This window comes from Sandarakinorhabdus sp., assembly GCF_032115815.1.
In the GTDB taxonomy this organism is placed as follows: Bacteria; Pseudomonadota; Alphaproteobacteria; order Sphingomonadales; family Sphingomonadaceae; genus Sandarakinorhabdus.
The window spans coordinates 1-21,308 of the sequence record NZ_JAUMBI010000212.1 but is presented as its reverse complement, the minus strand read 5'-3'; the positions used below and the strand labels follow the sequence as shown (position 1 = coordinate 21,308).

16 protein-coding genes and 1 pseudogene are annotated in these 21,308 nt (G+C 68.1%); 10 read left to right on the top strand and 7 right to left on the bottom strand.

What is annotated here, in order from left to right; genetic code table 11:
• Nucleotides 1–317 (top strand): annotated as a pseudogene (locus RT662_RS12385) (hypothetical protein); the annotation flags it as partial.
• 7 nt (nt 318–324) lie between these two features.
• Here RT662_RS12385 and RT662_RS12380 read toward each other — a convergent pair.
• Genes RT662_RS12380 through RT662_RS12370 form a run of 3 tightly spaced genes read right to left on the bottom strand, consistent with a single transcriptional unit; the run spans nt 325 to nt 5,146 of the window.
• Nucleotides 325–2,790, bottom strand: a complete 2,466-nt coding sequence (locus RT662_RS12380; protein WP_313671015.1) for a cation-translocating P-type ATPase — start codon at nt 2,788–2,790, stop codon at nt 325–327.
• Complete coding sequence (gene prs, locus RT662_RS12375) at nt 2,787–3,662, bottom strand: ribose-phosphate diphosphokinase (protein WP_313671014.1); 876 nt, start codon at nt 3,660–3,662, stop codon at nt 2,787–2,789. Before prs ends, RT662_RS12380 begins: the two co-directional genes overlap by 4 nt.
• The gene (locus RT662_RS12370) at nt 3,659–5,146 is read right to left on the bottom strand and encodes a thymidine phosphorylase family protein (protein WP_313671013.1); all 1,488 of its coding nucleotides are present in this window, start codon (nt 5,144–5,146) and stop codon (nt 3,659–3,661) included. Before RT662_RS12370 ends, prs begins: the two co-directional genes overlap by 4 nt.
• A gap of 153 nt (nt 5,147–5,299) precedes the next feature.
• Between RT662_RS12370 and RT662_RS12365 the strand changes: the two genes are divergently transcribed.
• Nucleotides 5,300–6,868, top strand: a complete 1,569-nt coding sequence (locus RT662_RS12365; protein ID WP_313671012.1) for an MBL fold metallo-hydrolase — start codon at nt 5,300–5,302, stop codon at nt 6,866–6,868.
• On the opposite strand, the gene aroB is transcribed toward RT662_RS12365, so the two are convergent.
• Nucleotides 6,865–7,962, bottom strand: a complete 1,098-nt coding sequence (gene aroB, locus RT662_RS12360) for a 3-dehydroquinate synthase (protein WP_313671011.1) — start codon at nt 7,960–7,962, stop codon at nt 6,865–6,867. The genes RT662_RS12365 and aroB overlap by 4 nt on opposite strands.
• Complete coding sequence (locus tag RT662_RS12355; protein WP_313671016.1) at nt 7,959–8,540, bottom strand: shikimate kinase; 582 nt, start codon at nt 8,538–8,540, stop codon at nt 7,959–7,961. Before RT662_RS12355 ends, aroB begins: the two co-directional genes overlap by 4 nt.
• 70 nt (nt 8,541–8,610) lie before the next feature.
• Here RT662_RS12355 and RT662_RS12350 point away from each other — a divergent pair, with 70 nt between their 5' ends.
• The 7 genes from RT662_RS12350 to gyrB are packed head-to-tail and all read left to right on the top strand — an operon-like array spanning nt 8,611 to nt 18,903.
• Entirely contained in the window at nt 8,611–10,341 is a 1,731-nt protein-coding gene (locus RT662_RS12350; RefSeq protein ID WP_313671010.1) for a hypothetical protein, read from the top strand.
• Nucleotides 10,338–11,252, top strand: coding sequence for a tyrosine recombinase (locus RT662_RS12345; protein ID WP_313671009.1), 915 nt, complete (start codon nt 10,338–10,340; stop codon nt 11,250–11,252). Before RT662_RS12350 ends, RT662_RS12345 begins: the two co-directional genes overlap by 4 nt.
• Nucleotides 11,253–11,291: 39 nt before the next feature.
• Nucleotides 11,292–12,395, top strand: a complete 1,104-nt coding sequence (locus tag RT662_RS12340; RefSeq protein ID WP_313671008.1) for an NADH:flavin oxidoreductase — start codon at nt 11,292–11,294, stop codon at nt 12,393–12,395.
• 28 nt (nt 12,396–12,423) lie between these two features.
• Nucleotides 12,424–13,113, top strand: coding sequence for an NUDIX hydrolase (locus tag RT662_RS12335; RefSeq protein WP_313671007.1), 690 nt, complete (start codon nt 12,424–12,426; stop codon nt 13,111–13,113).
• Nucleotides 13,110–14,210 carry a DNA replication/repair protein RecF gene (recF, locus tag RT662_RS12330; protein WP_313671006.1) on the top strand — a complete coding sequence of 367 codons (1,101 nt, stop codon included), beginning with the start codon at nt 13,110–13,112 and terminating at the stop codon, nt 14,208–14,210. Before RT662_RS12335 ends, recF begins: the two co-directional genes overlap by 4 nt.
• Before the next feature lie 57 nt (nt 14,211–14,267).
• Nucleotides 14,268–16,469 carry an EAL domain-containing protein gene (locus RT662_RS12325; protein WP_313671005.1) on the top strand — a complete coding sequence of 734 codons (2,202 nt, stop codon included), beginning with the start codon at nt 14,268–14,270 and terminating at the stop codon, nt 16,467–16,469.
• A gap of 34 nt (nt 16,470–16,503) precedes the next feature.
• Nucleotides 16,504–18,903 (top strand): DNA topoisomerase (ATP-hydrolyzing) subunit B, encoded by a 2,400-nt coding sequence (gene gyrB / locus RT662_RS12320; RefSeq protein ID WP_313671004.1) that lies wholly within the window; start codon nt 16,504–16,506, stop codon nt 18,901–18,903.
• Here gyrB and RT662_RS12315 read toward each other — a convergent pair.
• Together RT662_RS12315 and RT662_RS12310 are read right to left on the bottom strand one after the other, a co-directional pair.
• Nucleotides 18,900–20,015 carry a P1 family peptidase gene (locus tag RT662_RS12315; RefSeq protein ID WP_313671003.1) on the bottom strand — a complete coding sequence of 372 codons (1,116 nt, stop codon included), beginning with the start codon at nt 20,013–20,015 and terminating at the stop codon, nt 18,900–18,902. The two genes, gyrB and RT662_RS12315, sit on opposite strands and share 4 nt — an antisense overlap.
• A gap of 246 nt (nt 20,016–20,261) precedes the next feature.
• Nucleotides 20,262–20,621 carry a UrcA family protein gene (locus RT662_RS12310; RefSeq protein WP_313671002.1) on the bottom strand — a complete coding sequence of 120 codons (360 nt, stop codon included), beginning with the start codon at nt 20,619–20,621 and terminating at the stop codon, nt 20,262–20,264.
• 280 nt (nt 20,622–20,901) lie between these two features.
• Between RT662_RS12310 and RT662_RS12305 the strand changes: the two genes are divergently transcribed.
• Nucleotides 20,902–21,308 (top strand): Rrf2 family transcriptional regulator (locus tag RT662_RS12305; protein WP_313671001.1); only part of this gene is annotated, 407 nt, incomplete at its 3' end.

Here is a 21,308-nt window from a genome sequence, read left to right as displayed (position 1 = left end):
TGGTGATCACCAGCACGACTGACGGTGTGCTCGCCAATGCCTCGGCAGAATTTGCCGCCGACAGCCGCGCCCGCCGCCTCAGCCTGTTTAGCGGTGCCCCGGCCGATGGCCGCAAGGCGCTGCTGCAGCTGGAGGGCGGCGATCACCTGCTGTTTGCCGGCGATACCCGCAAGACCCCCGACGACCTGGCCCGGCAGGAGCGCGTGGCGCGGGTTTCCACCCTGTGGTGGCGGCACTGGCTGCTGGGCGATGCCAAGGCAGAAAAGGCGCTGGCCAAGCCGCCGCTGGGCAAGGCGGACCAGTGGCTGCGCAAATAGCGCCGCGCTAGCGGGCCGCCATCACGCGCTTCAGGATCTGCAACAGCAAGACGGCCAGCACAGCGCCGCCGACGATGGCCAGCGCCAGCGCCGGGCTGACGGGCGTGAAGCGCAGCAGGGTGGTGAGCGGGGGTACGAACTGCGTGGCGGCCAGCAGGCCGAGCACGGCGGCCAGCACCAGCGCCAGCACGCGCCCCGCACCGCCCACCAGCGTGGCCATGCCGCTGCCCAAGCGGCGGTTGACCAGCATCAACACCAGCAGGCCCGCGACGAGGGCGCTGAAGGCAGCGGAGCGGACAGCGGCTTCGGGGACGCCGGCCTGCCACAGCATGAGCGCGAAGCTGGCAACGAGAGCGAGAATGACGGCGCCCTCCAGAAGCGCGGCCGCCAATTGCGCCGGGGCGAACAGCGGCGCATCGGGTGCACGCGGCGGGCGGGTCATGGCGTCGGCCTCGGCATCCTCCGCCTCGAACGCCAGCGCGCTGACCGGATCGATGATCATTTCCAAGAGCGCGATATGCACCGGCCCCAGCAGCAGCGGCAGGCCGAACAGCAGTGGCAGCAGGGCAAGGCCTGCGATGGGGATGTGCACCGCCATGATGAAGCCCATGGCCTTTTGCAGATTGTCGTGGATGCGCCGGCCCAGCCGCATGGCGGTGACGATGGCGCCGAAATCATCATTGAGCAGCACGATGGCCGATGCCTCGCGCGCCACGTCGGTGCCGCGCCCGCCCATGGCAATGCCGATGTGCGCGGCTTTCAGCGCGGGCGCGTCGTTCACGCCGTCGCCGGTCATCGTCACCACCGCGCCGCCGGCCTTCAGCGCTTCGACGATGCGCAGTTTCTGGCGCGGCTGGATGCGGGCGCACACCCCGACCCCGGCCAGCCGGCGGCTGAGTGCAGCGTCGTCCAGCGTGTCGAGCTCGGCGCCGGTGAGGGTTTCCAGTGGCGCGATGCCGGCCTGGGCAGCGATGGCGCGGGCGGTTTCGGGATAATCGCCGGTGATCATCACCACCCGCACCCCGGCGGCCTGGCAGGCGCGCACGGCGGCGGGCACATCGGCGCGCAGCGGATCGGCGATGCCCACCAGAGCGCGGAATTGCAGCGGCAGGTCGGCCAGCGCATCGGGCAGCGGGCCATCGGGCGATGCACATTCGGCCAAGGCCAGCACGCGCAGGCCCTGCGCGGCCATCGCCTCGGCGGCAGCCTCCAGCCGGGCCAGCGCGGCGGCATCGAGCCGGCACAGGCGCGCGATGGCTTCAGGCGCGCCTTTGGCGGCGACCTGTGCGCTGGACCAGACCTGCGCCATCACCGGGTGGCCGGGGGCGAGCGGGTAGAGATGGAGCACGTCGCCGGCGACCGGCGGCGCGCCCAGATCGGCGGTGAGCGTGTGGAAGGCGATGTCCATCGGATCGGTGGCGTGGGGCGGGCTGGCCAGCCGGCCGAGCGCGGCGAGATCCGTGTGTGCCATTGGCTCGACCAGGCCGGCATCGGGCAGCCACAGCGACTGCACGGCCATACGGTTCTGGGTGAGCGTCCCGGTCTTGTCGGCGCACAGCACAGTGGCGGCGCCCAGCGATTCGATGGCAGTGGCGCGCCGCACCAGTACGCGTTGGCGCGACAGGCGCATTGCGCCCATCGCCATGAAAACGGTGAGCACCACCGGAAACTCCTCCGGCAGCATCGCCATGCCGAGCGCGATGCCGGCCAGCACCGCCTGCAGCCAGCCACCGCGCAGCAAGCCATAGAGCAGCACGGCGGCCAGGCTGGCCGCCAGCCCGAAGCCGGCAAACCACAGCACCAGCCGCCGCGTCTGCAGCGTCAGGCGTGGCACTTCGGTATCCACCGTGGCAAGCATGAGGCCGATCTGCCCCATGTGGGTGGTGGCACCCGTGGCCGAAATCTGCGCCAGCCCCGCGCCGCGCACCACCAATGTGCCGGCATAAAGCTGTGGCAGGCCATCGCCGCCCGGCGGCCCTGCCGGCGGTGCGGAATCAGCGGCCTGCTTGCCGACCGGCAGCGATTCGCCGGTGAGCAGCGATTCATCGACAAGCAGGCCATCGCCCTGCAGCAGCCAGCCATCGGCCGGCACGCGATCGCCTTCGCCCAGCACCAGCACATCGCCCACCACCACGTCGCGCCCGGCGATGCGCTGGCGCTGGCCATCGCGGATCACCAGCGCGCGCGGCGAGGCCAGATCGCGCAGGGCGGCCAGCGCGCGCTCGGTGCGCTGTTCCTGCACCACGGTGATCAGGATCGACAGACCGGCAAAGCCGACCAGCACCAGCGCATCGGTGCGTTCACCGAGCAGCAGATAGACGAAGCCGCCGCCGAGCAGCAGCGCCAGCATCGGCTCCTTCAGCACATCAATGATGATGCGCGGCAGGCCGCGCGTGCCGGGGCGCGGCAGATCATTGGGGCCATCGGCGGCCAGTCGCGCCGCGGCTTCGGCGGAGGTGAGCCCGGTGGTCATGCGAGGCCGTGCTGGCGCAGTGCGGCGGTCATCGCCGGGGCAAGGCTGATGGTGGCAGCGGGGCCTGGGATGGAATCGCAGGCGATCAGCGGCGTGATGCCGGTGGCGGTGAGGCGGGCGAGGTCGTCGGCGCTGGCGAGGCAGTGGGTGACGGCGGCACCGGCCAGCGATGCTCCGGCGGCGCGCAATTGCTTGGCGAAGGCGATGAGCGTGCCGCCGCTGGAGAGCATGTCGTCCACCAGCAAAGCCGGGCGGGGGCCGATGGGGGGCAGGGTGATGGTCACACTGCGATCGCCGTGGCGCTGCTTGGTGGCGACGATGAAATCCAGGCCCAGCGGCGCGGCGACGGCGGCGACCCAGGGCCGGGATTCCGCGTCGGGGCCAACCAGCACGGTATCGGCGGGCAGCGTGCCCTTCAGCGCCTGCGCGATGGTGGCGGCGGCCGAGATGCTGATGGCGCCGGGCAGCACGGCAGCCAGATCCGGCGTGCGGTGCAGGTGGGGATCGACTGTCAGCACTGCATCGAAAGCCTGGCCCAGCAGCCGGCCGATCACCGCTTGCGAGACCGCCTCACCGGGCGCGAACGCCGCATCCTGCCGCATATAGGGCAGATAGGGCGCAACCAGCACGAGGCGCGTTGCCCCGCGCTGCCGCAAGGCATCGGCGGCGAGCAGCAGTTCGACCAGCTTTGCATCGGGATCAGCGAGCGTGCGGTAGAGCAGGGCTGTTGGCGTTGTTTTGCCCGCCGTCACCCGGTGTTCGCCATCGGGGAATCGGTGGCTGTCCAGCCCCACGCAGGCGATACCCAGCGCTGCCGCCAACCGGCCGGCGGGCGCCGCATCATCGGCAAAGGCGTGCAGCGTTGCGGTCATGGCAGCAGCGCAAAGCCATCATCTTCGGCGGCCAGCTCGCGGGCATAGGCGAGCCCGGCGGGCGCCGCGGCGTGAATGCGATAGAGCGGCTGGCCTGCGGTAACCTGCGCCCCCACCTTGCAGAACAGATCGATGCCGGCGCCCTTGTCCATCGGGGCGCCGGCAAGGCGGGCAATACGGGCAATGCGGTGGCAATCAATGGCCGAAACATGGCCCGTTGCAGGCGCGGTGATGTCGTGCACCAGCGTGCCCAGCACGGCCACCTGCGGCGGCGGGCCTTGTTCGCGCATCAGCCGGTGCATGGCGGCCAGTGCGGCGCCGTTATCGAGCAATTCGGTGGCGCGGCGCTTGCCCTGGCCGCCGGGAAGAGCCGGATCCAGATCGAGCACCCGCCCCGCCAGCAAAAGCGCATGTTCGCGCAAGTCTGCCGGGGCGTCGGCCTCACAGCGCAGCACCTGCATCACGTCACGCGCCTCCAGCACCGGGCCAATGCCGCGCCCAATGGGCTGGCTGCCATCGGTGATCACCACGTCAATCACCATGCCCAACTGGCCGGCAACATATTCGAACAGCTTGCGCAGCTTCACGGCGGCGGCTTCGCTGCGCACCTTGGCGGTGGGACCCACCGGCATGTCGATCACCAGGTGCGTGGCGCCGGCCGCGAGCTTCTTGGACAGGATGGAGGCGACCATCTGTTCGGCCGTGTCGATGCCCAAGGGTCGCTCGACGCTGATCAGTATATCGTCCGCCGGGGACAGGTTGACCCGGCCGCCCCATGCCAGCACGGCGTTCTCTTGCGCCACGATTTCCTGAATGCGGGCGGCGGAGAGTTCGACATTGGCCAGCACCTCCATCGTGTCGGCGGTGCCTGATGGCGATGTGATGGCGCGCGAACTGGTCTTGGGCATGGTCAGGCCGTGGGCGGCAACGATCGGCACCACGATCATCGTTGTCCGGTTGCCGGGGATGCCGCCGATGCAATGCTTGTCCACCACCAGCGGGCCGGGCCAGTGCAGCCGTTCTCCGGCATCGGCCATGGCGCGGGTGAGCGCCAGCGTTTCAGCACGCGACATCGATCCAGCGCAGGCGACCAGAAAGGCAGCGATCTCCATTGGGGCATAGCGATAGTGGGCGATATCAGTGATGATGGCGTTGATGTCCGTCGCATCGAGCAGGGCGCCGCCGATCTTGCGGCGCACGGCATCAAGGCTGGCCGGCGGCCGGGCCTGGGCGATGGTGACCATTGTGCCGCTGGGCAGGCCGAGCCGGCGGAAGGCCTGTTCGCCCAGCCCGATCTCGCCGGGTTCGAGCAGGTGATCATCATCCAGGATGGCCAGCGTGGCGAGGATGCTGGAGGCATCGCCGCAGATTTCGATCTTCTTCAGCGCCTGGAACTGCTCGGCGCCATAGCTGCTGCCGGTGCGCGGCAGGAAGGCCATGTTTTCCGGATACGTATCGATGGCGACCGGGCGAATTTTGAACATGTGCGCGCCATACCTCCCTTTGCCCGCCGCCAGCATGCACCAGCCGTGCCGGGCGGCCAATGCCGGGCTTCTACGGACGCCGGCCATAAGCAATCACCCCGGCTTGTGGGGTGCGCAAGCCGGCCCGAAACTGGCGACAGGGAGGAAACACCCATGGCGATGACGATCAGCTTCCACGGCGCGGCGCGCACCGTGACGGGTTCGTGCCTGGAGGTCGAAGTGGGCGGCAAGCGCATCCTGCTCGATTGCGGCCTGTTCCAGGGCACCCGCAGTATCGAGGCGCTGAACCAGGAACCCTTTGCCTTTGATCCGGCCGGCATCGATGCCGTCGTGCTCAGCCACGCCCATATTGATCATTGCGGCCTGCTGCCCAAGCTGGCGGCGCAGGGCTATGCCGGGCCGATCTGGTGCACGCCGGAAACTGTTGATCTGCTGGAATATATGCTCGCCGATGCCGGGCGCATCCAGGAATATGAAGCCGAACGCCGCAACCGCCGGCGGGACCGGGCCGGCGAGGAGCCGTTCGAGCCACTCTATACCGAGGCCGACGCGATGACGGCGTGGCGGCTGGCGCGGCCGGTGATGCTGGACGAATGGTTTGAACCGGCCGAGGGCATCCGCACCCGGCTGTGGAACGCCGGGCACATCCTGGGCGCGGCCTCCATCGAAGTGGAAGGCGGCGGCGTGCGGATGATGTTTTCGGCGGACATTGGCCCGGACAACAAGGCATTCTTGCCGCAACCCCAAGGCGGCGCTGGCTTTGATCACGTGATCTGCGAGGCGACCTATGGCGACCGAGCGCGCAGCCGCGTTACCATGGAAGAACGCCGCGAACTGCTGGCGGCCGTGATCGACGAAACGCTGGGGCGCGGCGGCAATCTGGTGATCCCGGCCTTCGCGCTGGAACGCACGCAGGAATTGCTGCTCGATATCGCCACGCTGTCGGGCAACGGCCGCATCGGGCCGGCGATGGTGTTTGTCGATAGCCCGCTGGCCAATCGCGCCACCGGCGTGTTCCGCAAATATGTGCGCGGCCTGCAGGATACCGCCGGGCGCGACGTGTTTGCCCACCCGTCGATCCATTATGTTCACGATGCCAGCGAATCGATGCGGCTGAACAGCCTGTCGGGCGCGATCATCATCGCGGCATCGGGCATGTGCGAAGCCGGGCGCATCCGCCACCATCTGCTGCACAATCTGCCGCGTCGGGAATCGACCATCCTGTTCGTCGGCTTCCAGGCCGGTGGGTCGCTGGGCCGGGTGATCCAGGAAGGCGCGCGGCGGGTGCGGATTTCGGGGCAGGAGGTGGCGGTGCGCGCCCAGATCCGCAGCATCGACAGCTACTCCGCCCATGCCGACCAAGGCGAACTGCTCGACTGGATGCGTGATCGTGGGCCGGTTTCAGGTAGTCTGTTCCTCGATCACGGCGAGGAGCAGGCGGCGCTGGAACTGGGCCGGCTGGCCAAGGCTGCGCAGCTGGCGCCCAGCGTGATCGTCCCCGAAATCGGCGAGCGCTATGAACTGCAAGCCGGCACCCCGGCGAAGCGGCTGGCCACCGGTCGGCCTGATCTGCGCCGCGTGATGGCGCGCGATTGGCAGAATGATTATGCCGATCTGGCCACCAATCTGAAACAGAAACTGGGCCGCATCAACGATCCAGATGCCCGCCGCGAGGCCATCGCCGCCATGCAGCGCGTGCTCGACAGCTATGGGAAGGCCTAGCCGGCGAGCTGTTCGGCGAGGAAGGCTTCCACCTCCGCCAGTTCGACGTCGCGGGAAACGAAGCTCTGCCCGATGCCGCGCGCCAGGATGAAGGCGAGGCGGCCGGCGCTCATCTTCTTGTCCTGTTTCATGTGCTCGACCAGCCGGGCGGCGGTGCAGGTGAGGCCGAGCGCGGCGGGTTCGATGGTGAAGCCGAGGCCGGCGAGATGCGCGGCGACCCGCTCCGCATCCGTTTGCGGACACAGGCCCAGCCGAGCGGACAGGCGGAAGGCCTGCACCATGCCAATCGCCACCGCTTCGCCGTGCAGCAGGCGGCTGGAGAATCCGGTTTCGGCCTCGAAGGCGTGGCCGAAGGTGTGGCCAAGGTTGAGCAGCGCGCGGATATCGTCCGTTTCGCGCTCGTCAGCCGCAACCACGGCGGCCTTGGCGCGGCAGCTATGGGCGATGGCGTGGATCTGCGCTGTGGCATCGCCGTCCAGCACGGCGGCGCCATTGGCCTCGCACCAGGCGAAAAAGGCGGCATCATTGATCAGGCCGTATTTCACCACCTCGGCATAACCGGCCATCAACTCGCGGCGCGGCAATGTGGCGAGCACGGCCGGATCGATCAGTACGGCCACCGGCTGATGGAAGGCGCCGACGAGATTCTTGCCGGCCTTGGCGTTGATCGCCGTCTTGCCGCCCACGCTGCTGTCCACTTGAGAGAGCAAGGTGGTCGGCACCTGCACGAAACGGCAGCCGCGCTTCAGCATCGAACAGGCAAAGCCGACGAGATCACCGATCACACCGCCGCCCAGCGCGACGACCGCATCGCTGCGCTCGACGCCGAGTTCCAGCAGCCGTTCGACCACCAGTTGCAGATGCGCCCAATCCTTGGTGGCTTCACCGGGCGGCAGGATGATCGGCTCCAGCCGGATGCCGGGCAGGCCGGCGGCGAGCGTGGCCAGATGCAGCGCCGCCACGCTTGCATCGGTCACCACCACCAGGCGCTGGTTGCGTGCGAACGGGCCGAGCACCGGGGCGGCCGCGCCAAGCAGGCCGGGCGCGATATGGATGGGGTAGGCGCGCATCCCCAGCGCGACATCAACGATCATCGGGCGGCCTCTCCGGCATTGGCGGCGGCGAGGGCATTCACGATCGCGTCCACCGTTTCGTGATGCGGACCGGGCTTGCTGCCCACCCGGATGCGGGCCTGCGCATAGACCGGGTTGCGCACGGCGGCGAGCGCGGTGAGCACGGCGCCCGGATCCTTGCCCTTGAGCAGTGGCCGGCTGCCGCGCCGGCGCACGCGATCGACCAATGTGGCGACATCGGCATCCAGCCAGACACTTATGGTGCGTTCCAGGATCAGCGCGCGGGTTTCATCGTTCATGAAGGCGCCGCCGCCGGTAGCGATCACCTTGGGCGTGCCGTCGATCAGGCGGGCGATCACCCGGCGTTCGCCATCGCGGAAATGCGCTTCGCCAAAGCGTTCGAACATTTCCGAAATGGTCATGCCGGCGGCTTCCTCGATCGCGGTATCGGCATCGACGAAGGGCAGGTTCAACCGGGCGGCGAGGCGCTTGCCAATACTGGACTTGCCGGAACCCATCAGGCCAACAAGCGTGACCGGCCGCTGTGCCGCCAACGCCAGCCGTTCTGGCTCAGTCAGGATTTTCGGGTCGCCGTCCATCGCAGTGATGGCTATACACCGGCACATGGGATGGGCAAGCAAACGCGCAGTGTTGGCGGGATCGGCTGGGGTGATCGCCTGTGGGCTGCTGCTGGCGGCGCCCGTGGTCGGGCAGGATGCCGGCCCAAATCGCGACGCGCCCAAATCGCTGCTGCCGCCTGGTTTCGATACGCCGGCCCCTGCACCTTCTGCTGCGCCAGCACCGCTGCTGCCTGGCACCACCGCGCCACCGGCCGATGCGGCCCCCGCCGAACAACCGCCGTTGCTGGCACCGCAATCGGGAGACGCCACGCCGCCGGCGTTTGTGGAAACCCAAATAGCCGCCGCGCTGCCGCCAGGTGCGCCGATCGGCATCATCGATGCCACAAGTGGCGCGTTTGGCGCCGATGCCTTTGCGGGCAGCAACGGGCGTTTTCTGGCCGGGTTGGCCAACCGCATTGCGGGTCCGGTCGCCTCGCGCTGGGTGGCGATCGCGCTGGGCCGCGCGCTGGCATCGCGGGTGCCGGGGCCGGCGGGCATTGGCGATGGCGATTGGGTGGCGGCCCGCGCCGGGCTGCTGGTGCGGCTTGGCGCAGTGGATCCGGCGCGGCGGCTGATCGATGTGCTGCCGCAGGAACGTTATACTCCGGCCACCTATCGCGTGGCGGGCGAAGTGTCCTTGGCGGCGGCCGATCTGGCTGGCCTGTGCCCCATCGCTGCCACCGGGCGAGCGCTTTCCGATGATGTGATGTGGGATCTGGCCTGGGGCATGTGCGCCGCCATGGATGGGGATGATATCACCGCGGCCGGCGTGATCGACACGGTGCGCAGCCGACGCGGTGCTTTGCCGGCCTTTGATCTGCGGCTGGCCCAGCGCGTGGTGGTGCTGGCCGGTGGCGCCGGGCGCGCCGATGGCATCAACTGGGCCGAAGAAGAAGGGCTGACCCCCTATCGTTATGGCGTGGCCAGTGCCGCTGGCGTGACCGTGCCGGCCGATCGGCTGGCGGCGCTCGGCCCGGCCCACGCCGGCTGGGCAGTGCGCAATGCCGCGCTGCCGGCGGCCACGCGCTTTGCGCTGCTGCGGCAGGCGGCAGTGCTGGGCACATTGTCGGCCGAGGAACTGGCCAGCGGCGTGGCGGCGCTGGCGCCGGCCGATGCCAGCGGCGGGTTTGCGGCGGACAGTCGTGCGGGCCGCCTGCGCGATGCGTTCACCGGCAGCGCGGCTGACCGGGCCGAAGCGATTGCCGCCATTGCCGGCGATACGGGCGAGGATGGCTATGGCGCCCTGCTGGAAGCGGCCACGGCGGCAGCGGCGCTGAAGCCGGCGGCCGCGCTGGCCGGGCAATCCGATGTGATCATCGCGGCGCTGCTGGCCGCCGGCAATACGCGCGCCGCACGGGCCTGGTGGCCGGTGGCGCAGGAAGCCGGTGATGATGTGCGGGTGCGGGCGCAGGCACTGCTGGCGGCGGGCGCCGGTGTGGCAATGGATTCGGGTGACGTTCGCGCGTGGCGCGCTGCGGCCAAGGCCAGCCCGCGCCGGGAGGCGATGCTGGTGGCGGCGCTGTCGGGCCTGGGCCAGGCACGCGGCTTGGATCGAGATGGGATCAAACCCATCAGCAACCGCTGGACGGCGGCGCTGGCCAGCGCGGCGCGGCGGCGGGCAGCCGGCGAAGTGGCACTGCTGGCAACGACCGGGCTGCAGGGCGGCTGGGCCGATGTGCCGCCGGCCCATGTCGAAGCGATCGTGGCGGCGCTGGTCGCCTGTGGCCGGGTGACGGAGGCTCGGCTGTTTGCCGCCGAAGCGATCACGCGCAGCGCATGATCACTGACGCCAAGGTAACCGACGGGCAGGCCATCGCGCTGTTCCTCGACAGCCTGGCCAGCGAACGCGGGGCGGCGAAGAACACCATCCTCGCCTATGGCCGCGACCTGAATCAGGCCAGCGAATGGCTGGGCGGCGCTCTGGCGGCGGCCGATGCGGCGGCGCTGGCGCGGCTGGCCCGGCACTGGGCGCCGTTGGCGCGGGCCAGCGCGGCGCGCAAGGCCAGTGCGGTGCGGCAGTTCCTCAGTTTTCTGATGGCCGAACATCTACGCAGCGATGATCCGGGCCGTGATCTTGCCCTGCCGCAGGCGGCACGGCCGTTGCCGAAAACCCTGGCGGCAGGCGATGTGGAGCGATTGTTCGCGGCGCTGGCCGAAAAACTCGCTGCCCAGCCCGATGATCCGATCACCCTGCGCACCGCCGCGCTGGTGGAATTGCTCTACGGCTCCGGCCTGCGCGCCAGCGAGTTGGTGGCGCTGCCCCGCCATGCCTGCAAGGCCGGGCGGGGCCACATGGTGGTGCTGGGCAAGGGCAACAAGGAACGGCTGGTGCCGATCAGCCGCCGCGCCGAAGCCGCCGTGCTGGCTTGGGAAGTGCATGTGCCGAAAGACGCCAAATTCCTGTTCCCGGCCGGGCGCGGGAAGGCGGGTTTCCTGTCGCGCCTGCGGCTGTGGCAGTTGATCAAGGCCCTGGCCGCCGATGCCGGCATTCCGCCGGCGCGCATCTCGCCGCACGTTCTGCGCCACGCCTTTGCCACTCATCTGCTGGAAGGCGGCGCGGACTTGCGCATCGTGCAGACTTTGCTCGGCCACGCCGATATCGCGACGACGCAGATCTACACGCACGTTGCTTCGGCGGCGCTGGTGGAGTTGGTGAACACCCGCCATCCGCTTGCCGATGGGTCAGATTGACAGGTGACTTGGCGCGCCCGGCCCGGCTAGGAAGCGCGCATGAGCAGCAATCCCCTCTTCCGCCCTTTCCCTCTCAAGGGCCTCACCCTCCCCAATCGCATCGTGATGGCGCCGATGACGCGCAGCTTCTCGCCGGCCGGCCAGCCGGGTGCGAATGTTGCCGAATATTATCGCAAGCGCGCGGCCGGCGGCGTGGGCCTGATCATCACCGAAGGCACCGCGGTGGAGCGCACCGGGGCGGCCAATGATCCTAACGTGCCGCATTTCTTTGGCTCCGCGCTTGATGGCTGGGGCCAGGTGGTCAAGTCCGTGCACGGCGAGAGCGGGCTGATCGCGCCGCAATTGTGGCATGTTGGCGGCCTGCCCAACCGCCGCACGCCCAAGGGTGAGGAAGCCGAAAGCCCGTCGGGCGTTTACATGCCCGGCAAGACCAACGGCCGCGCCATGAGCGATGAAGATGTGGCCGATGCCGTCGCTGCCTTTGCCCGCGCCGCCGGTGATGCCAAGCAGCTGGGCTTCGACGCGGTCGAACTGCACGGCGCGCACGGCTATCTGATCGATCAATTCTTCTGGGGCGCCACCAATACCCGCGACGATCGCTGGGGCGGTGACACGCTGCCGCTGCGCGCGCGCTTTGCCGTCGAACTGCTGAAGGCCGTCCGCGCCGCCGTTGGCCCGGATTTCCCGGTGATCATCCGCCTGTCGCAGTGGAAGCAGCAGGATTTCGCCTTCCGCCTGGCCCCGTCGCCGGACGAGCTGGCGGCGTGGCTCGGCCCGCTGGCCGATGCCGGGGCGGACGTGTTCCATTGTTCGCAGCGCCGTTTCTGGGAACCGGAATTCCCCGAACTCGATGGGCCGGAAGGCTTGAACTTCGCCGGCTGGGCCAAGAAGCTCACCGGCAAGCCGACCATTACCGTGGGCAGCGTTGGTCTGACGGGTGAATTCGTCGCCGGCATGGGCGGCGAATCGTCGAAGCCGGCCAGCCTTGATGGCTTGCTCGACCGGCTGGAGCGCGACGAGTTCGATCTGGTGGGCGTTGGCCGCGCGCTGATCGTCGATCCGGATTGGGCGCTGAAGGTGCGCGATGGCCGCCACGGTGAGTTGACCGATTACACCACCGAATCGCTGATGACCTTGGTGTGAGGCCACGGCTTGTGGCAGGAGAGGCCACATGCAGGTTGATGAAGACAATGTTCCGATCCTCAAGGGCCGCTCGCTGCGGCCCAAGGATGCCGCCACTGTTCTGGTGATCCGCCGCGACGGGCCAGCGCCGCGCGTGCTGATGGGCCGGCGGGCGAAGGGCCATGTGTTCATGGCCAGCAAATGGGTGTTTCCCGGCGGGCGGCTGCATGCCAGCGATTTCCGCGTGGCGGCGGCCAGTGAATTGCACGACGAAACGGCGACATCGCTGTGCCGCACCGCGCCGCTGGGGCGTGCCCGCGCGCTGGCGGCTGCGGCCGTGCGCGAGTTGTTCGAGGAAACCGGCCTGGTGCTGGGCGCGCCTGGCAGTGGCCGCACGAAATCGCCGGAGTGGCGCGATTTCCTTGCCACCGGCCATCTGCCGCATCTGGAACCGCTGCGTTTCGTGGGCCGCGCCATCACGCCGCCGGTGCGCCCGCGCCGGTTTGATGCGCGTTTCTTCACGGTGGAGGCACACCATCTCGTCAGCCTCGATCCCGGCGCCGGCTGTGGCGAGCTCGATGAAATCGCCTGGTTTGATTGGGACGAGGCGGAAAAGCTCGACCTGCCCAGCATCACCCGCGCCCTGTTGGCCGATGTGGCGGCGCGGCTGGATGATCCGGCGCGGCCCATTCCCTATCACCGTTTCGACAATGGCCGGCACCGGCTGCTGACATTGTGACGGCGATCACCCGCCTGGCGCTCACCGATTTTCGCAACCACGCCGCAGTCAACATCCAGTTCAGCATCACCGCCGGGCCGGGCCTGGTGGTGATCACCGGCGACAATGGCGCGGGCAAGACCAACATTCTGGACGCCATCTCGCTGCTGGCGCCGGGGCGGGGCCTGCGCGGGGTGCCTCTGTCAGACGCGGCGCGGCAGGACGGCCCGGGCGGTTGGAGCGTGGCCGCCCATCTGGTCTCGGCTGAAGGCGAGGTGCAGATCGGCACCGGCACGGCTGCGGCGGCGCCCGAACGCCGGCTGGTGCGGGTGAATGGCGCCGCGGCGACGGCGACGGCGCTCAGCGATTGGCTGGCGCTGGTCTGGCTCACGCCCGCGATGGACCGGCTGTTCAGTGAATCGAGTGGCAGCCGCCGGCGCTTCCTTGATCGGCTGGTGCTGGCGCTGCACCCCGGCCACGGCCAGCGCGTGAACCGGTACGAGGCGGCGATGCGCGAACGCACGCGCCTGCTCACCGCTGATGGCCCGGCCGATCCGGTGTGGCTGGCCGGGCTGGAGGCCGACATGGCCGAGCATGGTGCTGCCATCGCCGCTGCCCGTGCCGATGTGGTGGCGGCATTGGCGGCGGAACTGGCTGGCGCACCGGAGGGACCGTTTGCGCGACCGCTTATCGAACTGGCCGGCAATGACGCCGAAGACCTGGCCATGCGCCTGGCGCGTGGCCGGGCCCGCGATGCCGCTGCGGCCCGCGCCCTTGAGGGCCCGCACCGCGCCGATCTGGTGGTGACACATGCCGCCAAGGCGATGCCGGCCGCCAGCTGTTCCACTGGCGAGCAGAAAGCGCTGCTCATCGCCATCGTGTTGGCGCACGCGGCGCTGGTGGCGCGGCGCAGCGGCCGGCCGCCGATCCTTCTGCTCGATGAAATCGCCGCGCATCTGGATGCCGGCCGCCGCGCCGCTTTGTTCGACCGGCTGGCGGCGATGGGCGTGCAAGCCTGGATGACCGGCACCGATCCGGCGTTGTTTGCCGATCTGGCCGGCGGCGGCCCGCGCACCTGCTGGCTGACCCTGGCGGCGGGGAAGATCACGCCTGCGTAAAGCCGCCCGCTGCCGCGCCGTTAGGGACAAATCGGTGCAGAGCGGGAGAAGGCGTGCATGTCGGAAGTCAGCTGGCCGCGCGGCTCTGGCCTGCCATTTCCGTCGTTACCGGCGCGGGAACGGCCGATCAGCCCGCGCCTGCTGGCGGCCGCGGAACCCTTCCTGCAGGTCGCCGGCATTGGTGCCTGGGTCTATCGCGATGGCGGCGAATTATGGTGGAGCGCGGAAACCCGCGCCATCCACGGCGTGCCGCAGGCGTTTCGACCTGATCTGGCCAGTGCCATCGATTTCTACCTGCCCCAGCACCGCGCGATCATCAGCGATGCCGTGGGCGATGCGATGCAACGCGGCACCGCATGGGATCTGGAACTGTGCATCCGTCGCCCCGATGGCCAACTGCGCCATGTGCGCGCCCGAGGCCGGCCGGGCGCTGCTGGCGATGGCCATGCCACCACGCTGATCGGCACGTTCGAGGATATCACCGTCCGCCACGAGGCCGCCGCCCGCGCCGCGCGCGAGCTTGATCTGCGCACGCGCACCGAAACCCTGCTGCGCGACGTGATCACCGGCATTCCGGCCGCGCTTTCGGTGTATGATCACGATGAACGGCTGATCCTGGTCAATGAAAGCTATCGCGACATCCTGCCGGGCAACCGCCAGTTCATGGTGAAGGGCGAGCGGCTGGCCGACATCATCACCAGGAAGGTGCTGGCCAATCATTATGTGCCCGAAGTGCGCGCCGACGATCCGCCCGACGTGCGGCGGGCCTGGGTGTCGGACTATCTGCGCCGGCATCGGGCCAAGGGCTATAACCGGGTGTTTCACCTGCGCGACGACAAGTTCATGCAGGCCAGCACGGCGATTTCGGAAAGCGGCAACATCGTTTCGATCCGTACCGATGTGACGCCGTTGATGCGGGCCGAACGCGAACTGCGGCGCCGGGCCGAGGAAGACACGCTGACCCGGCTGGCCAACCGCGATGTGCTGATGCAGCGGCTGGAGCGCCTGCCCGATAGCGGCCCGGCAGGCATCCTTCTGCTGTTCGATGTCGATTTCTTCAAGGCGGTGAACGACAGCCTGGGCCATGCCGCCGGCGACATGCTGCTGCGCCTGGTGGGCCGCCGCCTGCAGCGCTGCATCCGGGCCGGTGACGTGGCGGCGCGGCTGTCGGGCGATGAGTTCGCGCTGATTGTGCATGGCCTGGCCGCGCCGGAAGACATGCACGCCTTTGCGCTGCGCCTGCTCGCCCGCTTGCGCCGGCCGATGCGATTGGGGGCCAGCCGCTATGCGCCGTCCTTTTCGGTGGGCATCGCGCCGTTCCCGTCCAAGGGCTGTGGGCCGCAAGAGCTGCTGGGCAATGCCGATGCCGCCTTGCTGGATGCCAAGCGCCAGGGGCGTGGCCGGCACGTGCTGTTCGGGGCGGAACTGGCCAACCGGGTGGTGCGCCGCACCCGGCTGGCCGATGCGCTGCGCCAGGCCATTGCCGGGCGCCAACTGGTGGCCGCCCTGCAACCGCAACAACGGCTGGCCGATGGCAGCGTGATGGGTTTCGAGGCGCTGGCGCGCTGGCGCCACGAAGACGAATGGGTGCCGCCCGCCGAATTCGTGCCGCTGGCCGAGGATGTCGGCCTGGCCCAGCCGCTGGGGGCGCAGGTGATGGAGGCGGCGCTGGCCGGCTTTGCCGCCATGCTCAGCGCCGGGCTGGAACCGGGGCATCTGGCGGTGAATGTCTCCACGGCGCAACTGCTGGCTGATGATTTTCTCGACACGGTGAAGCGCAGCCTTGCCCGCCATGCCGTGCCCGCCACGCGCCTGGAGATCGAGGTGACGGAAACCGTGCTGCTGGATCGTTCCATCGCGCGCATCGGCCACACGTTGGAGGCGTTGCGCGCGATGGGCTGCACGCTGGCCATGGATGATTTCGGCACCGGCTATGCGTCGCTGTCCCACCTCACCGCCTTTCCGGTGGACCGCATCAAGATCGATCGTGGCTTCACCCGTGCCATTGATTCCGATGGCGATCGCGGCCTGATCGCCCGCACCCTGATCGGGCTGGGTCGTGGCCTGGGTCTGGAGGTGATTGCCGAAGGGGTGGAGACGGAGAGCCAGAGGCGTTTCCTCGTCGTCCATGGCTGTACCGCAGTGCAGGGCTATCTGCTTGCCCGACCGATGCTGGCGGATGAGGCGCTGCCGTGGCTGCGCGGGCAACAGCAGCGCCGCGCATTTCCCCCTCGCCCGCGCGCGCGGGAGTCACTATAGCCAAGGGGCAGAACCCCATCCCAAGGCTTTACCGTTGACCGACAACAATCCCAACCCTGCCCAGATCAACGATTATGGCGCCGACAGCATCAAGGTGCTGCGCGGGCTGGATGCCGTGCGCAAGCGCCCCGGCATGTATATCGGTGATACGGACGATGGTTCGGGCCTGCACCACATGGTGTTCGAAGTTTCGGACAACGCCATCGACGAGGCGCTGGCCGGCTATTGCGACCGCATCGATATCACGATGAACGCCGATGGTTCGGTGAGCGTGACCGACAACGGCCGCGGCATCCCCACCGGCATTCATGCCGAAGAAGGCGTGTCGGCGGCCGAAGTGATCATGACCCAGCTGCATGCCGGCGGGAAATTCAACAACAGCGACGACAACGCCTACAAGGTGTCTGGCGGCCTGCACGGGGTGGGCGTATCGGTGGTCAACGCGCTGTCGGAATGGCTGGAGCTGACGATCTGGCGCGACGGCGAGGAACATTGGATGCGCTTCCACCATGGCGACGCCCAGGCGCCGCTGGCGGTGCGCGGGCCATCGAATGGCAAGCGCGGCACCCGCGTCACCTTCTTCCCCAGCATCGGCACCTTCAAGTTCATCGATTTCGATTTCGCCAAGCTCGAACACCGTTTCCGCGAGCTGGCCTTTCTCAACAGCGGCGTGCGCCTGTTCCTCAACGATGCTCGCCATGCCGATGTAAAGCAGGTGGAGCTTTATTATGAAGGCGGCATCGCGGCCTTCGTGAAGTTCCTCGACAAATCGAAGACGCCGTTGATCCCCAACCCGATCGCCATCACTGGCCAGGCCAATGATATCGGCATCGATGTCGCGCTGGAATGGAACGACAGCTATTACGAACAGGTCCTCTGCTTCACCAACAACATTCCGCAGCGCGATGGCGGCACCCACCTGGCGGCCTTCCGCGCCGCGCTGACCCGCACGCTGAACCAGTATGCGGAAAGCTCCGGCCTGCTCAAGAAGGAGAAGGTCAACCTCACCGGCGACGACATGCGCGAAGGCTTGACCGCCATTGTTTCGGTGAAGCTGCCCGATCCGAAATTCTCCAGCCAGACCAAGGACAAGCTGGTTTCATCGGAAGTGCGCCAGCCGCTGGAAAGCCTGATGGCCGATCGGCTGGACGTGTGGCTGCAGGAAAATCCGGCCCATTCGCGCACCATCGTGGCCAAGATCATCGACGCCGCCGCCGCCCGAGAAGCGGCGAAGAAAGCGCGTGACCTCACCCGGCGCAAGGGCGTGCTCGAAGTGTCGGGCCTGCCCGGCAAGCTGGCCGATTGCCAAGAGCGCGATCCGGCGAAGTCCGAGCTGTTCCTGGTCGAAGGCGATTCCGCTGGCGGCAGCGCCAAGAATGGCCGCAACCGCCAGAACCAGGCCATCCTGCCCCTGCGCGGCAAGATATTGAACGTGGAGCGCGCCCGGCTGGACCGGATGCTGGCCAGCCGCGAAATCGGTACACTGATCCAGGCGCTGGGCACCAGCATCGGGCCGGAGTTCAACCTGGAAAAACTGCGCTATCACAAGGTCATCATCATGACCGACGCCGATGTGGACGGCGCCCACATCCGCACGCTGCTGCTCACCTTCTTCTTCCGCCACATGCCGACGCTGATCGACGGCGGGCACCTGTTTATCGCCCAGCCGCCGCTCTACAAGGTCACGCGCGGGCGTTCGGAAGTCTATCTGAAGGACAACGCGGCGCTGGAAGATTATCTGGTCGAAGCCGGCGCCGGCAATCTGGTGCTCACCACCGCCGCCGGCCCGCGCAGCGGCGCCGATCTGGCGGCGCTGGTGGAACATGCCCGCCGCATGCGGGCGCTGATGGCCTATGTGCCCCGCCGCTACCCGGCGGCCGTGATCGACGCGCTGGCCCTGAATGGCGCGCTCGCCCGGCCCGATGCGGCCGCGGCGGCGACCACGGCGGCCTGGCTGAACGCTGCCGATACCGATGGCGGCCGCTGGACGGTGACGGTCACCGATGATGGCGGCTACCACGCCGCGCGCGAATGGCGGGGCGTGACGGATCACCATGTCATCGATGGCGCGTTCCTGTCATCGCCCGAAGCGCCGCGCCTTGCCGCACTGGCCGCGCAGGAAGCCGCAGCTTACGCGGCGCCATCGCAGCTGGGCAGTTTCCGTATCACCAGCCCGGCCGATCTGCTCGCCGCCGTGCTCGATGCCGGCCGCAAGGGCCTGGCCATTGCCCGCTACAAGGGCCTGGGCGAAATGAACGCCGAACAATTGTGGGAAACCACGCTCGATCCGGCCGCCCGCACCCTTCTGCGCGTGGATGTGGACGAGGCGGCGGATGCGGACGACATCTTCGCCAAGCTGATGGGCGATGTGGTGGAAGAACGCCGCAACTTCATCCAGGAAAATGCGCTCAACGTGGCGAATCTGGACGTCTAACGCCGGCTGAGCAGTCGCTTCACCAGCGCTGTATCCACCGCCACTGCCTGCCGCGTCTCGCCGGTTGCCGGATCGCGGCTGGTGATCGTCTCGGCGGCGAGCAGGCTGTTCGCGATGGCTTCTTCCGTCGCGTCGGCGGCCGCGATGAACAGCGGCGTGGTCGCCTCGTTGCCGAGTTCCGGATAGGCGGTCTGGGTGGCTCGGCGGGCGGCGGTGCGGCGCACGCTCTCGCCGGTCGAAAAGGCGATGGCATAATCGCCGCTGCCGTTGGAGAAGGCCGATCCCGTGCGGGCGAGGCCAGCCATGGCACGAGCGGCGAGGCGGGTGAGGTTGCGGTCGGACAGCGGCGCGTCGGTGGCCACCACGATCATGATCGAACCGTCAGCCGACACGCGCGCCGCCTGTTTGCCCGGCGGTGGCGGGATGGGGGCGCCGGCCAATATGAGCCGGCCGCCATAATTGCTCTGCACCAGCACGCCGACGGTGAAGCCTTCGGGCGTGCGCCGTGACGATGTACCGATGCCGCCCTTGTAGCCAAAGGCAATCGTGCCGCGCCCGGCGCCGACGGCGCCTTCCTGCACGGGGCCGCTCTTTGCCTCGGCGATGGCGAGGCGGGCATCTGCGATGCTGAGGGCGCGGGCGCGGATATCGTTGAGGCCACCATCGTTGGTCTCACCGACCACGGCGTTGACCGAGCGCACGCCTTCGTTGCCGGGCTGGCTCAGCGTGTGTTCGATGATGGCGGCGGCAGCTTCCGGCACGTTCAGCGTGTTGGTGAGCAGGATCGGCGTTTCGATCTCGCCCAGTTCCTTCACCTGGGTGCTGCCCATCAGCTTGCCGAAGCCGTTGGCGACGACGATGCCCGCGGGGACTTTTTCGGCAAAGATGTTGTCGCCGTGGGGCAGGATGGCCGTGACGCCGGTGCGGATGGTGTCGCCGCGATCAAGCGTGACCTGGCCGACAATGACGCCAGGCACATCGGTGATGGCGTTGAACGGGCCAGTGGGCAGCGGGCCGGGCGCGATGCCGAGCACGCGGGCGCGTTCTGCCACGACGGGACTGGAAACCGCGAGGAGCAGGGTGGCGAGCAATGTGGGGAGAGACAGGCGCATGGCGCATCATGACGTGCCGCGCCCAAAAATAAAGTGCCGCCCGGCGTCGAGGGTGCAAGACGCCGGGCGGCACCGTCACGATGCGCCCCGAGAGGGGCAAGAGAGGCGCATCGGAGCTCATGGGGGGAACTGAAGATTGGGGGCTCTTTGGGCGGGGCGCACCCTGATGGGGGCTATCGGGTGCGCCACCGGCCGGATCGGCGGGCAAGGACGGCCCCTGCCCAAACCCGCCGTGTTGTCAGGCGATCAGCCGGCCACCTTTTCCGCGGCGATGGCCGCCATGGTGGCGTTGCGGGTGGCCTTCAGGGTTTCCTGATAGCAGGCATATTCCTCGGCGATCGCCATGCGGCTGGCATCCGAGCCATGGCACACCTGCTTGGCAGCGGTGCGCAGGCGGTTTTCCAGGCGACCGCGGCCAGCCTTGGAACCCAGGTCCAGATCGGCGTAGGCGACATAGGCAACCTTGTGGCCGGCTTCGTTCTTGCCGTAGGCGATCTGGGCGTTGGCCGGGCTGGCGGTGGCACCGGCGATGCACAGGCCGGCGAAGAACAGGGTGCCGGCAGCGCCGACCAGGTTGCGGGAGATGTTTTTGGCTGAAGTGAACATGGGGGACCTCTTGTCTGTTTCAGCGGCCGGACCATCCGGCTGCCGATGCCAACAACTTTGCAAAGCCCGTGCCAACTGCCCTGAAAAAATCGTCTATAGTAATATCAATGGGTTATGAGGTATAGCGTGTTGCATGTTCATGACAGTCATATCTGAAATTACGAAAAAACAGCAAAATATCCCATTAATCGGCAATTCATCTTTGGCCGCACTCCCCATCTGGCACGGCCATTTGGCTTGGCAGCAATTCCTTGCTGGTGCATAGGATAAGGGGTCCGTCATGCTTACCCAGCGATCCCGCTATGCGCTGCGCGCGCTCATCTTCATCGCCCGTTCGGGTGGGGTAGCGCCTGTGCCGATTTCGGTGATCGCTGCCGATCAGCAGCTGCCGCGCAAGTTCCTCGAAGCCATATTGCTCGATCTGAAGAATGGCGGCGTGGTGAACAGCTATCGCGGCAAGATGGGTGGATACCGCCTGGCCCGCCCGGCCAGCCAGATCAGTTTCGGCGAGATCATCCGCCTGATCGAAGGCCCGCTGGCCTTGGTCCCGTGCGTTTCGGTTTCGGCCTATCAGCGCTGCGATGATTGTTTCGAGGAAACCACCTGCGTGATCCGCAAGGTGATGCTGGTGGTGCGCGAACAGACCGCGGATATTCTCGACAATACGACGCTCGCCGATCTTTCGGT

Coding starts and splice junctions, on each gene's coding strand:
- RT662_RS12370 (WP_313671013.1), bottom strand. CDS start 5,146: ATGTTCAAAATTCGCCCGGTCGCCATCGATACGTATCCGGAAAACATG.
- aroB (WP_313671011.1), bottom strand. CDS start 7,962: ATGATCGTTGATGTCGCGCTGGGGATGCGCGCCTACCCCATCCATATC.
- RT662_RS12340 (WP_313671008.1), top strand. CDS start 11,292: ATGAGCAGCAATCCCCTCTTCCGCCCTTTCCCTCTCAAGGGCCTCACC.
- RT662_RS12315 (WP_313671003.1), bottom strand. CDS start 20,015: ATGCGCCTGTCTCTCCCCACATTGCTCGCCACCCTGCTCCTCGCGGTT.
- RT662_RS12345 (WP_313671009.1), top strand. CDS start 10,338: ATGATCACTGACGCCAAGGTAACCGACGGGCAGGCCATCGCGCTGTTC.
- RT662_RS12325 (WP_313671005.1), top strand. CDS start 14,268: ATGTCGGAAGTCAGCTGGCCGCGCGGCTCTGGCCTGCCATTTCCGTCG.
- RT662_RS12380 (WP_313671015.1), bottom strand. CDS start 2,790: ATGACCACCGGGCTCACCTCCGCCGAAGCCGCGGCGCGACTGGCCGCC.
- RT662_RS12365 (WP_313671012.1), top strand. CDS start 5,300: ATGGCGATGACGATCAGCTTCCACGGCGCGGCGCGCACCGTGACGGGT.
- RT662_RS12335 (WP_313671007.1), top strand. CDS start 12,424: ATGCAGGTTGATGAAGACAATGTTCCGATCCTCAAGGGCCGCTCGCTG.
- RT662_RS12310 (WP_313671002.1), bottom strand. CDS start 20,621: ATGTTCACTTCAGCCAAAAACATCTCCCGCAACCTGGTCGGCGCTGCC.
- RT662_RS12355 (WP_313671016.1), bottom strand. CDS start 8,540: ATGGACGGCGACCCGAAAATCCTGACTGAGCCAGAACGGCTGGCGTTG.
- prs (WP_313671014.1), bottom strand. CDS start 3,662: ATGACCGCAACGCTGCACGCCTTTGCCGATGATGCGGCGCCCGCCGGC.